The organism is Rhodococcus sp. 008, assembly GCF_001682295.1.
GTDB classification, from domain to species: domain Bacteria; phylum Actinomycetota; class Actinomycetes; order Mycobacteriales; family Mycobacteriaceae; genus Rhodococcus_F; species Rhodococcus_F qingshengii.
On the sequence record NZ_CP012749.1, the window covers coordinates 6,327,495 to 6,341,491 of the forward strand.

At 63.4% G+C, this 13,997-nt stretch carries 12 protein-coding genes; 9 read left to right on the forward strand and 3 right to left on the reverse strand.

Annotated features, from left to right (window positions below; genetic code table 11):
* Positions 1-6 precede the first annotated feature (6 nt).
* Genes AOT96_RS29235 through AOT96_RS29245 form a run of 3 tightly spaced genes read right to left on the reverse strand, consistent with a single transcriptional unit; the run spans position 7 to position 3,717 of the window.
* Entirely contained in the window at positions 7-1,470 is a 1,464-nt protein-coding gene (locus tag AOT96_RS29235) for a vWA domain-containing protein (protein WP_065352680.1), read from the reverse strand.
* Between the two features lie 8 nt (positions 1,471-1,478).
* On the reverse strand, positions 1,479-2,390 hold the full coding sequence (locus tag AOT96_RS29240) for an AAA family ATPase (protein ID WP_065352681.1): 912 nt from the start codon (positions 2,388-2,390) through the stop codon (positions 1,479-1,481).
* A gap of 40 nt (positions 2,391-2,430) precedes the next feature.
* Positions 2,431-3,717, reverse strand: coding sequence for a glutamate-5-semialdehyde dehydrogenase (locus AOT96_RS29245; protein ID WP_007731018.1), 1,287 nt, complete (start codon positions 3,715-3,717; stop codon positions 2,431-2,433).
* Between the two features lie 218 nt (positions 3,718-3,935).
* Between AOT96_RS29245 and AOT96_RS29250 the strand changes: the two genes are divergently transcribed.
* The 9 genes from AOT96_RS29250 to AOT96_RS29290 all read left to right on the forward strand — a co-directional run bounded on the left by AOT96_RS29250 (position 3,936) and on the right by AOT96_RS29290 (position 13,960).
* Complete coding sequence (locus tag AOT96_RS29250; protein ID WP_042924054.1) at positions 3,936-5,039, forward strand: NADH:flavin oxidoreductase/NADH oxidase; 1,104 nt, start codon at positions 3,936-3,938, stop codon at positions 5,037-5,039.
* 243 nt (positions 5,040-5,282) lie between these two features.
* Positions 5,283-6,725, forward strand: coding sequence for an MFS transporter (locus AOT96_RS29255; RefSeq protein ID WP_003944479.1), 1,443 nt, complete (start codon positions 5,283-5,285; stop codon positions 6,723-6,725).
* On the forward strand, positions 6,722-7,603 hold the full coding sequence (locus AOT96_RS29260) for a ribokinase (RefSeq protein WP_042450215.1): 882 nt from the start codon (positions 6,722-6,724) through the stop codon (positions 7,601-7,603). Before AOT96_RS29255 ends, AOT96_RS29260 begins: the two co-directional genes overlap by 4 nt.
* Before the next feature lie 53 nt (positions 7,604-7,656).
* Positions 7,657-8,478: a MerR family transcriptional regulator gene (locus AOT96_RS29265; RefSeq protein WP_050654640.1), complete on the forward strand. Its 822-nt coding sequence runs from the start codon at positions 7,657-7,659 to the stop codon at positions 8,476-8,478.
* 39 nt (positions 8,479-8,517) lie between these two features.
* Positions 8,518-10,617 carry a RecQ family ATP-dependent DNA helicase gene (locus AOT96_RS29270; protein WP_030536630.1) on the forward strand — a complete coding sequence of 700 codons (2,100 nt, stop codon included), beginning with the start codon at positions 8,518-8,520 and terminating at the stop codon, positions 10,615-10,617.
* 160 nt (positions 10,618-10,777) lie between these two features.
* Positions 10,778-11,293: a diaminobutyrate acetyltransferase gene (gene ectA, locus AOT96_RS29275; RefSeq protein ID WP_003944572.1), complete on the forward strand. Its 516-nt coding sequence runs from the start codon at positions 10,778-10,780 to the stop codon at positions 11,291-11,293.
* 48 nt (positions 11,294-11,341) lie between these two features.
* The gene (gene ectB, locus AOT96_RS29280) at positions 11,342-12,604 is read left to right on the forward strand and encodes a diaminobutyrate--2-oxoglutarate transaminase (RefSeq protein WP_007731008.1); all 1,263 of its coding nucleotides are present in this window, start codon (positions 11,342-11,344) and stop codon (positions 12,602-12,604) included.
* 15 nt (positions 12,605-12,619) lie between these two features.
* Positions 12,620-13,018: an ectoine synthase gene (locus AOT96_RS29285; RefSeq protein ID WP_003944463.1), complete on the forward strand. Its 399-nt coding sequence runs from the start codon at positions 12,620-12,622 to the stop codon at positions 13,016-13,018.
* Positions 13,019-13,027: 9 nt separating this feature from the next.
* Entirely contained in the window at positions 13,028-13,960 is a 933-nt protein-coding gene (locus AOT96_RS29290) for a D-isomer specific 2-hydroxyacid dehydrogenase family protein (protein WP_050654639.1), read from the forward strand.
* Positions 13,961-13,997 lie beyond the last annotated feature (37 nt).

Below are 13,997 nucleotides of genomic sequence, written 5' to 3' on the forward strand. Positions count from 1 at the left end.
TACGGGTCAGACCGGCAGCAGACGGGACACGACGTCGGCAAGCTGCTGGGCCGAGCGGCACTCGTGCATGCTGATGACCTCGTTGTAGACCTTCGCCGCGGAGTCACCCGTTCCCCATTGCCCCTTCGGCTCGGGGTTGAGCCAGTGCGCGTGCTTGGCTACTGCCACCATCTGCGACAGCGACTGAAGGTTGGGATCGCGGTAGTTGTTGCGACCGTCGCCGAGTACCAGTAGCGACGTGCGACTGGTGATCGACTGCGCGAACTTCTCCTGGAACACTCCGAAGGCGTGTCCGTAGTCTGAGTGGCCGTCGTAGGTGATCAGTTCGGCCTCACGCACCATCCGTGACATCGCTGATCCGAGGTCTGCGTTCGAGTCGAAGAACCGCGTGACCTCGTCGGTCGTGTCGATGAACGCGAACACCCGCACGCGCGAGAACTGCTCACGCAAAGCGTTCACGAGCAGCAGAGTGAAATGGCTGAACCCCGCCACCGAGCCGGACACGTCGCACATCACCACAAGTTCGGGCCGCGCCCGCTTCGGCTTGCGCTGCACCAGATCGATCGGCACTCCGCCCGTCGACATGGACTTGCGCAACGTACGACGTAGGTCGATCGAACCCGCGCGAGATCGGCTACGACGCACGGCGAGACGACTGGCCAACAAGCGAGCCAGGGGTGCGACGTTCTTCTTCAGCGTGGTGAGTTCGGCATCGGACGCTCGCAAGAAGTCGACTTCCTCGGCGAGTTTCGGAACGCCGTACGTGGCGACCCGCTCCTTGCCCAAATTCTCGGCTGTGCGTCGACGCGTTTCCTTCTCGACCATCTTGCGGAAGTCCGCGATGCGCTGCGCTGCCGTGCGCTTGGCGACCTCGGACTGGTAGTCGGAGTTGTCCTTGCCCTCTGACCCGGAACCCTCGTGGTTGCCGAGCAGGCCCTGCAGGATCTTGTTGAGCAACGTCTCCGGGGCGACGTCACGCAGCGCCTGATAGGCGGAGAACGACGGGCCGTTGCTCGACTGGTACTGCCCGAGTTCCTCGACCATCGCGGCGGTCAGGAGTTCGGTCATCTCCATCGCCTCGTCACTGCCGTCTGTCAGCAGTTCGGCGATCAGCTCACGCAATGCCTGCAGGTCGATCGAGCCGTCTGGCTTGCGCGGCAGTGTGACGTCGACGTCGCCGACCGCACGGTCACCGATCGCCTTGGGGAACCACAGGTCGAAGACGGCGTCGAACGTCGCCCGGTGGGTCGGCCTGCGCAGGAGCGAGCATGCCAGCCCTTCACGAAGCGCTTCACGATCGAGCAGGTCGAGAACAGACATGACCTGACCGGCGTCGACTGTCTCGGACGGGCCGACCATGATTCCGCGTCGTCGCAAAGCCTCGACAAAATCGACGAGGTGACCGGGAATCCCGTGCGGCGCTGCCAGGCCGCCAGGTGAGAGCGGCGACGTCGATGCTGCGGGAGCCATGTCAGACCTCAGTTCAGCCGAAGTTCAGCGGCGGCACGCACCTGGTCCGACTGGTGCTTGAGGATCACGCCGAGCGTGGCGCGAACGGCATCGTCGTCGAGAGTGTCCATGCCCAGAGCAAGAAGGGTGCGTCCCCAGTCGATGGTCTCGGATACCGAAGGGACCTTCTTGAGCTGCATTCCGCGAAGAACACGAATGGTGTTGACCAGCTGCTCGGCAATCGCTTCAGGAAGCTCCGGCACGCGGCTTGCGAGGATGCGACGCTCGAGGTCGGCGTCCGGGAAGTCGAGATGCAGGAAGAGGCAACGACGCTTCAGAGCCTCCGAGAGTTCGCGAGTGGTATTCGAGGTCAACACCGTGAACGGCTTGCGGGTGGCGGTAATGGTTCCGAGCTCGGGGATCGTGACCGCGAAGTCGCTGAGCACTTCGAGGAGCAGACCTTCGATCTCGACGTCGGCCTTGTCCGTCTCGTCGATCAACAGCACCGTCGGGTCCTCGCGGCGAATGGCCTTGAGCAGTGGACGAGCGAGCAGGAACTCCTCCGAGAACACATCCGCCTTCGTCGAATCCCAGCTGTGGTCGACCGCGACATCACCCCTCGCTCCGCTCGCCCCGCCCGACTGAATCCGAAGAATCTGCTTCGCGTGGTTCCACTCGTACAGCGCACGAGCCTCGTCGACGCCCTCGTAGCACTGCAGACGCACCAGTTCTGCGCCCGTGGTCTGGGCGACTGCGCGGGCGAGTTCCGTCTTTCCGACACCGGCCGGGCCCTCGATGAGCAGCGGCTTGCCCAGACGATCGGCCAGGAAGACTGCCGTCGCGGTGGCCTTGTCGGACAGATAGCCAGTTTCGGCCAGCCGTTCGATCACGTCGTCGACGGTCGAGAAGAACGGCGTCGTGTCGGGAAGTGCTCGGTCCACGGTTAACTCCTTGAGAGGTGGGGCAAGTCTGGTGAACTTTTCAGGCGGGTCGGGTATGCCCGTCGCCCCAGACGATCCACTTGGTGGACGTCAGTTCCGGTAGCCCCATGGGGCCACGCGCGTGCAGTTTCTGGGTGGAGATGCCGATCTCGGCGCCGAACCCGAACTGCTCACCGTCGGTGAAGGCAGTCGACGCATTGACCATCACTGCCGCAGCGTCGACTCGAGCGGTGAACTCGCGGGCAGCCGAGAGATCGGACGTCACGATGGCTTCGGTGTGGCCGGTCCCGTACTGGTCGATGTGCTCGACGGCAGCGTCCAGGTCCTTGACGACCTTGAGGGCGACGTCGAGGGTGAGGTATTCCTTCGACCAGTCGTCCTCGGTCGCGGGAACCAGTCCCGGCAGATCACCGTGCACGACGACGTCGTGCATCTGGAGCGCTTGGAGCAGCTTCGGCACGGCAGTCTCGGCGATCGCAGCGTCGACCAGGACGGTTTCGGCTGTATTGCAGACACTGGGCCGACGGGTTTTGGAGTTGAGAAGAATCTTCTCGGCCATCAGTAGATCGGCGGCCGAGTGAACATAGACGTGGCAGTTACCGACACCGGTCTCGATGGTGGGCACGGTGGCATCACGCACGACGGCGCTGATCAAGCCGGCACCGCCGCGCGGGATGACGACGTCGACGAGGCCGCGGGCCTGGATGAGGTGCGTGACCGTCGAACGATCCGCACTCGGCAGAAGTTGAACGGAGTCCTCGGGGAGCCCCTGAGCAACCAACGACGCGCGTAGCGCCTCCACCAACGCTTCGTTGGACTTGACTGCCGAGGACGAACCACGAAGCAGCGCAGCATTTCCCGACTTGAGAGTCAGCCCGAAAGCGTCGACGGTAACATTGGGGCGAGCCTCGTAGACCATGCCGACGACACCGAGCGGAACGCGCTGCTGACGTAGTTCCAAACCGTTCGGCAGAGTGGATCCACGAAGCACTTCACCGATCGGATCGGGTAGTCCGGCAACCTGACGCAAACCCGACGCGATGCCCTCGATCCGGTCAGCGGTCAGACGAAGACGGTCGAGCAGCGATTCCTCGGTGCCGCCCGCCTTCGCGGTGTCGATATCGAGAGCGTTGGCCGCGAGAATCCGATCACTTGCCGCGAGTACCGCGTCGGCTGCGGCGTTGAGCGCAGCATCCTTCTGCGCGGTGGTCAGCAGAGCCAGGACGCGCGAAGCCTTACGGGCTCGGCGTGCGGCGTCGTGCACGACGGACTTGGTGTCGGACGCGTTCGAGTCGACGGTTTCTGCGTTGGAAGTCACAGCGGTCATGAATACACATTAACCACCCACCGTGACGGCCTGCTCGGCGGAACGAGGCTGTGACCACCCGGGACCATTCCGGCGGACCGCCTGCGAACATTTAGGCGGACCGCCTGCGAACATTTCGGCGGACCGCCTGCGAACATTTAGGCGGACCGCCTGGGAACAATTCCGGCGCGCGACACTGTTGCACCCACCGACCTTCTTCTTCGAGTCAGGAGCCATCCGTGAGTGTGTTGTTCGAGCCTTTGACCCTGCGCGGCGTCACCATCCCGAACCGCGTCTGGATGGCACCGATGTGCCAGTACTCCGCTGACGTCATCGGCGACCAGGTCGGAGTGCCCAACGAGTGGCATCGCACGCATCTGGTGAGCCGTGCAATCGGCGGCACCGGCCTGATTCTCACCGAGGCGACGGCCGTCAATCCCGAAGGCCGCATATCGGCAGCTGATCTGGGGATCTGGAACGACACGCAGGCGCAAGCCTTCGCCGAGATCAACGCGCAACTCGCGTACTTCGGCGCAGTGCCCGGAATTCAGCTGGCCCACGCCGGACGCAAAGCGTCGACGCAGGTTCCGTGGCGCGGCGGCAAGAGTCTGCCCGCCGACGACCGACTCTCGTGGCAGACGGTTGCCCCGAGCGCGGTTCCGTTCGGTCACCTTGCCGATCCGGTCGAGCTCACCACGGAGGGCATCGAGAAGGTCGTCGCGGACTTCGCAGCGGCGGCTACCCGCGCATTGAAGGCCGAATTCAAGGTCGTGGAAATTCACGCGGCCCACGGATACCTGATCCATCAGTTCCTCTCCCCCGAGAGCAACAAGCGAACGGACCGCTACGGAGGCAGCTTCGAGAACCGCATCCGATTGCTCCTCGAAATCCTGAGCGCAGTCCGCGAGGTGTGGCCGGCCGAGCTACCGCTCTTCGTCCGGGTCTCGGCGACCGATTGGCTGACGGAAGAGCGTGGGCTCGAGGTCGACAGCTGGACCGCGGATCAGACCGTTGCCCTCGCCAACATCCTCTCCGACTACGGCGTCGATCTCGTCGACGTGTCCACCGGCGGTAATTCACCGGCGGCCAAGATTCCGGTGGAGCCGGGATACCAGGTTCCGTTCGCCCGTCGCCTGCAGAACGAGAGCCTGCTACCGGCCGCCGCCGTCGGCCTCATCACCGAACCCGAACAGGCCGAGAAGATCGTCGAAGACGGAAGCGCAGTGGCGGTGCTCCTCGGCCGCGAACTGTTGCGTGATCCCTACTGGGCGCGCCGGGCGGCCCGTGAACTGAACGCCGAGGTAGGACCGCATATCCCGTCGCAGTACGCCCGCGCCTTCTAGCCCGAAAATCGGCTCCCGCGCACAACTTTGATAGCGTAAGCGTCTTACTTGCCGGTAGTCCGGAGCCCTGTGGGCTCCGGACACTGCCGCGGGCCAGAGCCGTGCGACGGGGGTCGCAACGAGCCACAGGGCACGCGGACGCTCGATTTCCCGACCGGCTCATCGGCGAGTGGGCAACGAAAAGATGCGTGCATCAGGTACGTGCCCCGCTCGGTTCGATGATTGCGCTGGGGAGCGCATGTCATGACTACACCAGAGAACTCGATAAGCGCTCTCGAAGTGGCCGAATCACCCGATGTCTGCGTCACCGACAATGCGTCCGTCAAGCGCGCTGTCAAGGCAACGATGCTCGGAAATGCCATGGAGTGGTTCGATTTCGGCGTTTACGCATATCTAGCTACCACTATAGGAAAAGTGTTCTTCCCGGACGCGAGCGGCAGCGCTCAACTCCTCTCTACCTTTGCAATTTTTGCGGCAGCCTTCATCGTCCGCCCACTCGGCGGATTGTTCTTCGGTCCACTCGGTGACCGCATCGGACGCAAGAAAGTCCTGGCCACCACCATCATTCTGATGGCGGGCAGCACCTTCGCCATCGGCCTCATCCCGAGCTACGAATCCATCGGTATCGCCGCCCCGATCCTGCTGGTACTCCTACGCCTACTGCAGGGCTTTTCCACCGGCGGCGAATACGGCGGAGCCAGTACGTTCGTCGCCGAATACGCACCGGACAAGCGCCGCGGTTTCTTCGCCAGCTTCCTCGAATTCGGGACTCTGGCAGGATATGTGGCGGCAGCGGGCATCGTGACGATCATCCAGACCGTCGTCAGTGCCGAGGACCTACTCCAGTGGGGCTGGCGCATCCCCTTCCTCATTGCCGGACCTCTGGGTCTCATCGGCCTGTACCTCCGTCTGCGTTTGGAGGAAACCCCCGCATTCCAGATGATGGAGCAGGCCGAAGAGCGCTCCCTCGCAGATGAATCCACAGGCAAGAAACTACGCGAAACTCTCGTCGACAACTGGCGTCCGCTTGTTCTGTGCATCGTCCTGGTGGCCACGTACAACATCGCTCACTACGGACTGCTCAGCTACATGCCGACGTATCTGACCAACACGTTGGGTTACGACGAATCCCACGGACTCGTTCTGATGATCATCGTCATGATCGTGATGATGATGGGAATCAGCTACGTCGGAAAGTTCTCGGACCGCGTCGGGCGTAAACCCTTGCTGCTCAGCGGTTTCATCGGATTCTTCGTCCTGTCCCTGCCTGCCTACCTTCTGATCGGCGTCGGCAACTACGTGACGGTCTTCCTGGGACTCGCAATTCTCGGCGGCTTGCTCCTGCTGTTCGTCGGTGTGTTCCCGTCCGTGCTTCCCGCACTCTTTCCGACCGGAATCAGGTACGGCGGCTTGGCAATCGGATACAACCTCGCGGTCTCCATCTTCGGCGGGACCACTCCCCTGGTGCTCACCGCCCTCGAAAGTGCAACGGGCAGCAACTTGGTCGCACCGATGTACATGATGATCGCCGCCGTGATCGGCGGTATCGCAGTCCTGATGATCCCCGAGACCGCACGCAAGCCACTCGACGGCTCTCCGCCCTCCGTCGCCACCGACGAGGAAGCACGTCGGATCATCCGCAAGGTTCGTCGAAAGAGAATGAAGGCCGATAACCTCGAGGTATGAGCACGCCTCGAATCGTCGTCGTCGGCAGTATCAACATGGATCTGACCACGTCAGTATCCAGATTCCCAGCTCCGGGAGAAACGCTGCTCGGCACTGCCTTTGCCACCGCGGCGGGAGGCAAAGGCAGCAACCAGGCCATCGCCGCCGCGAAAGCCGGTGGGGACGTGTCGTTCGTCGGCGCGGTCGGCGACGACGGTTTCGGCACCCAATTGCGCGAGACCCTGCAAGACGCCGGGGTCGACACCGCGTTGCTTCGTAGTGTCGACGGCCCGAGCGGCGTTGCCGCCATCACCGTGAGCGAGGACGCGGAGAACAACATCATCGTCGTCCCGGGCGCCAATTCCTCGGTCACCTCGTTGTCAGAAGCAGACCTCGACGCGATCGCACACGCCGACGTTCTACTGTGCCAACTCGAAATACCCCTCGACACGGTCACCGCAGCGGCCCGGCACGCGCGTGCCAACGGAACAACTGTCATCCTCAATCCTTCGCCGGTACAAGACCTTCCGGGCGCCCTGATCGAGTCTGTCGACATCCTGATCGTCAACCAGACCGAGTCGGAGCAGTTGGCCGCGGTCACCGGTCGCGTCCGATACCTCGTCACGACGCTCGGGGCCGGCGGCGCGGATCTCCGGTCGGGCGAGGAGACAATCCACGCCGACTCCCCGGCCGTGACACCCGTGGATACAACTGGCGCAGGCGATGCTTTCACCGGCGCCTTCGCCGTGGAGTGGGTGCAGGGCCAGGACCGCGCCCTGCAGTTCGCTGCCACGGCGGGAAGTCTGGCGACGACGGTCCGCGGCGCGTCGGTGTCGTCACCCACTCGCGCTGCGATCGAAAAAGTCCTGAACCGACAGCTTGACTCTGACACCGTGTGAGGTCGTAAACCTGTAGGTATCGGGTTTGTGAGAGAGAAACGGGGCGAGCAAGGATGTTGAGCATCGGAGACTTCGCGAGAGCAGGTCGTGTGTCGGTGCGCATGCTCCGCCACTACGACGCCATCGGTCTGCTCAGACCCGCGAGGGTCGACGCATCCACCGGGTATCGCTCGTACACCGCGGGCCAGTTGGCGCTGCTCAACCGCATCGTCGCTCTCAAGGAGTTGGGCCTGACTCTGGCCCAGGTCCAGCAAGTGGTGGAGTCGGCGGTCACCGTCGACGAGATCCGCGGGATGCTCACGCTTCGCCGAGCAGAACTCGAAACCCGAATCCAGGAAGACACCGCGCGACTGGCGCATGTACAGGCGCGCCTACGGATCATCGAAAGTGAGGGACAGATGTCCGCATACGAGGTTGTGATCAAGTCAGTTCCGGCGCTGCGGGTCGCGGAGTTGACCGGTACCGCCAAGACGATGGATCCGTCGTCGATCGGCCCGGTGGTTCGCGGGTTGTACGAGCGCCTTTGTACCGGTTTGGATCGTGCCGGTATCGCCGCGATCGGACCCGCTGTCGCTTACTACGAGGATGCCGGTGACGACGAGAACGTCGTCGTCCATGCGGCGCTACCGGTAGACGCGAATCCCGATGGCGACTACGAGTTCGCTGTGGTGGACCTGCGGGCCGAAGAGCACGTGGCCTCGCTGCTGCACAAGGGTTCGATGGACAACTGCCTGCCCGCTTATCAGGCGTTGGCCCAATGGATCGACGCAGCGGGATACCGCAATGCCGGCCCCAGCCGTGAGGTGACGCTGGCGTGCCCGGAGGATGTCGACTTCTGGGTCACCGAACTGCAGGAACCTGTTGCCAAGGCCTGAAGCCCGCACGTGTCGGCAGGGTCGTGCACCATGGGGTCCATGACCACCGCCACTGCCCCAGCCATGCGCGACGAAGCCGAGCGGCTGCTCCGCGAACTCGCGGGGCCGGATGCCCGCCTACGCGAGGACCAGTGGACGGCCATCGAGGCGCTGGTGGTGCAGCGCAAACGCGCGCTCGTCGTACAGCGGACCGGCTGGGGCAAATCTGCGGTCTACTTCATCTCGGCGAAGCTGCTCCGGGCAACGGGCCACGGCCCCACCGTCATCGTCTCTCCGTTGTTGGCCCTGATGCGAAACCAGGTCAGTTCTGCCGAACGTGCCGGAGTGCGCGCCGCAACCATCAATTCGGGCAACGTCACCGAATGGGACGACATCCATGCCCGCGTCGCAGCCAATGATCTCGACGTCCTTCTGGTCAGCCCCGAGCGCCTGAACAACCCTGACTTCCGCGATCAGGTGCTCCCGGCCCTGGCAGCTGATGCCGGCCTGGTCGTAGTCGACGAGGCTCACTGCGTTTCCGACTGGGGCCACGACTTCCGTCCCGACTACCGCCGCATCAGGACCTTGATCGCCGAACTCGGCGAGGGCATTCCCGTCCTCGCAACCACGGCGACGGCCAACAACCGCGTCGTCGAGGACGTGTCCGCCCAACTCGGCGTCGGCGGTGAGGAAACCCTCGTCCTTCGCGGCGGGCTCGAACGCGAATCGCTTCACCTCTCTGTAGTCCACATTCCGGAGGCGACGGCGCGCGCTGCCTGGCTTGCCGACATGCTCGAGACGCTGCCGGGTTCGGGCATCATCTACACGCTGACGGTTTCGGCCGCGCGCGACCTCGCAAGCCTGCTCTCCGAGCGCGGCCATACCGTCGCCGCCTACACGGGCCAGACCGATCCCACTGAACGTGAATCTCTCGAGCAGGACTTGTTGGGTAATCGCGTCAAGGCTCTGGTGGCCACCTCGGCACTCGGGATGGGCTTCGACAAGCCTGATCTCGGGTTCGTCGTCCACCTCGGCGCACCGTCGTCGCCGATCTCGTACTACCAGCAGGTGGGCCGCGCCGGTCGTTCCACCGACAGGGCAGACGTGATCCTCCTGCCTGGCGCCGAGGACAAGCAGATCTGGAGTTACTTCGCCTCGGTCGCCTTCCCCCGCGAGCACCTGGTCCGCAGCGTCATCGAACACCTCGACACCGAAAAGGCCACGTCGACACCGGCACTCGAACCTCTGGTGGAGCTCAATCGCACGCGTCTCGAGATGGTCCTCAAAGTCCTCGACGTCGACGGCGCGGTCAAACGCGTCAAGGGCGGGTGGATCAGCACCGGCGAACCCTGGGTGTACGACGCCGAGCGCTACGGCCGACTCGACGACGCTCGCCAGGCCGAGCAGGCCGCAATGGTCGAGTACCAGAGCATCACGACGTGTCGAATGACCTTCCTGCGTGAACAACTCGACGATCCTGGTCTGACCTCGGAGAACTCACAGTGCGGTCGCTGTGACAACTGCACAGGCAATCGCTACGACACCACTGTCGACACCGCCGCCCTCGACGAGACTCGGGCGCGCTTGCAGCGCCCCGGATTCGACCTGGAGCCGCGCAAGATGTGGCCGACCGGCCTGAGCAAGCTGGGCGTCAAGCTGTCCGGGAAGATCACCGAGGGGCCCGAAACCGGGCGCATTCTCGGACGGATGTCGGACCTGGGCTGGGGTCAACGTCTCCGCGCGCTTTTCGACGGTCCCGACGCCGAGGTACCCGATGCGGTGGTCAGCGCGTGTATCAGCGTTCTGGCCGCCTGGAATTGGGCCGAGCGACCCACCGGCGTCATGGCCCTCGAATCCACGACGCATCCTTTGTTGGTGTCGAGCCTGGCTGCCAAGTTGGCCGAGGTCGGGCGATTGACCGACCTGGGCACCCTTCGCTTGCGACCCGACCACCCTCCGGTGTCGGCAGCGAACTCCGCCTACCGCGTGTCCGGACTGGTCGATGTTTGGGAAGTCCCGGACATGAGTATCCATCAGGGACCAATACTTCTTGTCGACGCAATCGCCGATACCGGTTGGACTTTCACGATGGCCGCGCGCGCACTTCGACAGGCTGGTGCTCACTCTGTACTTCCGTTGGCGCTCGCAAGCCCGAAATAGCGAGTTTTTGCCCGAAATAGTCGCTCCGACAACGGCAAAAGTTACATAATGTGAGCACCATCACATTCATGTCCTCACCTGGGGCGCAACGGGTTCCACACGGCCCGAAACGGACATCTGCATGACTTCGACAGCAATGATTGTTACGTTCAGATGACCGATGAAGCCTGTTGATACGAGAGCTATCCCGACCACCGCGCCGGACGCGGTGTTGTTCAGAAGCCCACAGATCGATGACGGAGTCCGGCTCTGGGAGATCGCACGTGATTCGAAGGTGCTCGACCTCAATTCGAGTTATGCATACCTGTTGTGGTGCAGGGATTTCAGCGCGACGTCCATCGTCGCGGAGGTAGACGGCCGCGTAGTCGGATTCGTTTCCGGTTATACCCGTCCCAGCGCGCAGGAAACCCTGTTCGTGTGGCAAGTTGCGGTCGACGAAGACCAGCGCGGCAAGGCAATTGCTGCCCGCATGCTGTCCGACTTGATGGATCGCACTGCCCCACTGGGTGTTACACATCTGGAGACCACGATCAGCCCCGACAACGAGGCTTCGATCGCACTCTTCACCGCGCTCGCACGTCGGCGCGAAGTACCGATAACCAGGCAGACCTTGTTCTCGCCCAACGATTTTCCCGATGGACACGAAGCCGAAGATCTTTACACGATCGGCGCCTAGCGCACTTCGCGCTCGGCATACAGCATGCCCCGGAGGAACAAAGAAGATATGAATATCAACGAAGCAAGCATTTTTGAAACCCTCGAGTCCGAGGTTCGCAGCTACTGCCGTGACTGGCCCGCAGTGTTCACCAGCGCATCCGGATCCTGGATTCGTGACGAGAACGGGCGCGACTACCTCGATTTCTTCGCCGGTGCCGGCGCCCTCAACTACGGCCACAACAACCCGGTGCTCAAGTCCGCACTGGTCGACTACATCATGAGCGACGGCATCACGCACGGTCTCGACATGTCGACAGTCGCCAAGCGTGAGTTCCTCGAGACCTTTCAGCGCAACATCCTCGAGCCGCGCGGCCTGGACTACAAGGTCCAGTTCCCCGGCCCGACCGGATCGAACACCGTCGAGGCTGCACTGAAGCTGGCCCGCAAGGTCACCGGACGTTCGGCAGTCATCAACTTCACCAACGCATTTCACGGGATGACACTTGGTGCACTCTCCGTGACCGGCAACTCGATGAAGCGCGCGGGCGCCGGTGTCCCCCTCGTGCACACGACACCGATGCCCTTCGACAACTACTTCGACGGCGTCACCGAAGACTTCCAGTGGTTCTCCCGCGTTCTCGATGATTCCGGCAGTGGAATCAACCGCCCCGCGGCAGTGATCGTCGAAACCGTGCAGGGTGAAGGTGGCGTCAATGTCGCTCGCCCCGAATGGCTTCGGGCGCTGGCAACACTGTGCTCGGATCGCGGAATCCTGTTGATCGTCGACGACGTCCAGATGGGTTGCGGCCGTACCGGCCCGTTCTTCTCCTTCGAAGAGGCCGGAATCGTTCCCGACATCGTCACGTTGTCCAAGTCGATCAGCGGCTACGGAATGCCGATGGCGCTCACGCTGTTCAAGCGTGAACTCGACGTCTGGGGACCGGGCGAGCACAACGGCACCTTCCGCGGCAACAACCCGGCGTTCGTCACCTCCAAGGTGGCACTCGACCACTACTGGTCCGACGACGCACTCACCAAGACGACGTTGAAGAAGGGCGCACGCATCAGCGAATGCTTCGCCAACCTCTCCGATCAGTTCCCCGGCGAGGTCTCGCACCGCGGGCGTGGCTTGGTTCAGGGCCTCGTGTTCGAACAGCCCGAGCGCGCCGGCAAGGTCTGCCAGTTGGCATTCGACGAGGGATTGCTCGCCGAGACCTCCGGACCCTCCGACCAGGTTGTGAAACTGCTTCCCGCACTGACGATTACCGACGACGAGCTCGAGCACGGCCTCTCCATCCTGGCCGAGGCGACACTCAAGGTCTGCAGCTAGAGGAAGGACTCTCCCATGATCGTTCGCACCACCACCGAGATCACCGACACCGACCGCGACATCACGAGTGAGGACGGAAACTGGCGCAGCAAGCGCATCGTCCTCGGCGGCGACCGCGTCGGGTTCTCGTTCCACGAGACCACCATCAAGGCGGGTTCGGTCAACGAGTTCCATTACGCCAACCACGTCGAGGCTGTCTGGCTCGTCGAGGGCACCGGCAAGCTGATCGACCTCGACAACAACAAGGAATACGATCTCGCACCGGGGTCGATGTACCTGCTCAACGGCCACGAGCGTCACCGCGTCGAGCCGGACACGCAGATGCGCATGCTGTGCGTGTTCAATCCGCCGGTCACCGGGCGTGAGGTGCACGACGAGAACGGTGTCTACCCACTGGTGGAGGTCCCCGCGTAGCGTCTAGTCATGGCGACTGACACCTCTCCACGCGTAGCGATCGGCCCCGTCCCCGATGCACTGCTCGACAGCGCGGTGCTTCGGGGCGGTGGTCTGATCAGTCCGATCGACACTGCGGACGCCCTGATCTGGGCGGGCTCACCCGAGACCTTTCCGTCGGAGTTACCGGCGTCGGTCAGGTGGGTGCAGCTTCCGTCGGCGGGAATCGAGGATTGGTTCGACTCCGGTGTGATTCCGAGGGACACAGAAATCACGTGGACCTCGGCGGCCGGTGCGTTTTCGGCGTCGGTGGCCGAGCATGCACTCATGCTTCTCTTGGCCGGAGTTCGCCACTTGCCTGCACACATCGAGGCTCGAACGTGGCGTCAGTTCGAGTTCTTTCCCAAGATCGGCACCCTTCGTGGCTCGACGGTTGCGATCATCGGCGCAGGCGGTATCGGCCGCGCGCTGATTCCGATGCTGGCCGCGCAGGGGGCGGACAGCATCGCAGTCAATCGTTCCGGTAGCCCGGTCCCCGGGGCGATCTCGACGCACCCCGCATCCAGGATGGATGAAATCTATTCTCGCGCAGATCACTTCGTGATTGCTGCGCCCGCCACCCCGGCCACCCGTCACCTCGTGGGCCGTGCGCAGTTGGCGGCGATGCAACCCCATTCCTGGGTGATCAATGTCGCGCGCGGATCACTGGTCGACACCGACGCACTGGTCGAGGCCATCGAGTCGGAACAGATCGGCGGCGCCGGTCTCGACGTCACCGATCCCGAACCCCTCCCGGACGGTCACCCACTGTGGGATCTGACGAATGCGATCATCACACCCCACGATTCCAATCCGCCAGGCGTTCGCCCCGCCGCGTTCGCGGATCACGTCTCCAAGAACGTGACCCGCTTCGCGAAGGGTGAGGCGCTGGCTGCCCTCGTGGACCCCGTAGCCGGATACTGAGCACGCCGCCGAAGCTCGAATGCTCGGACGACGGTTG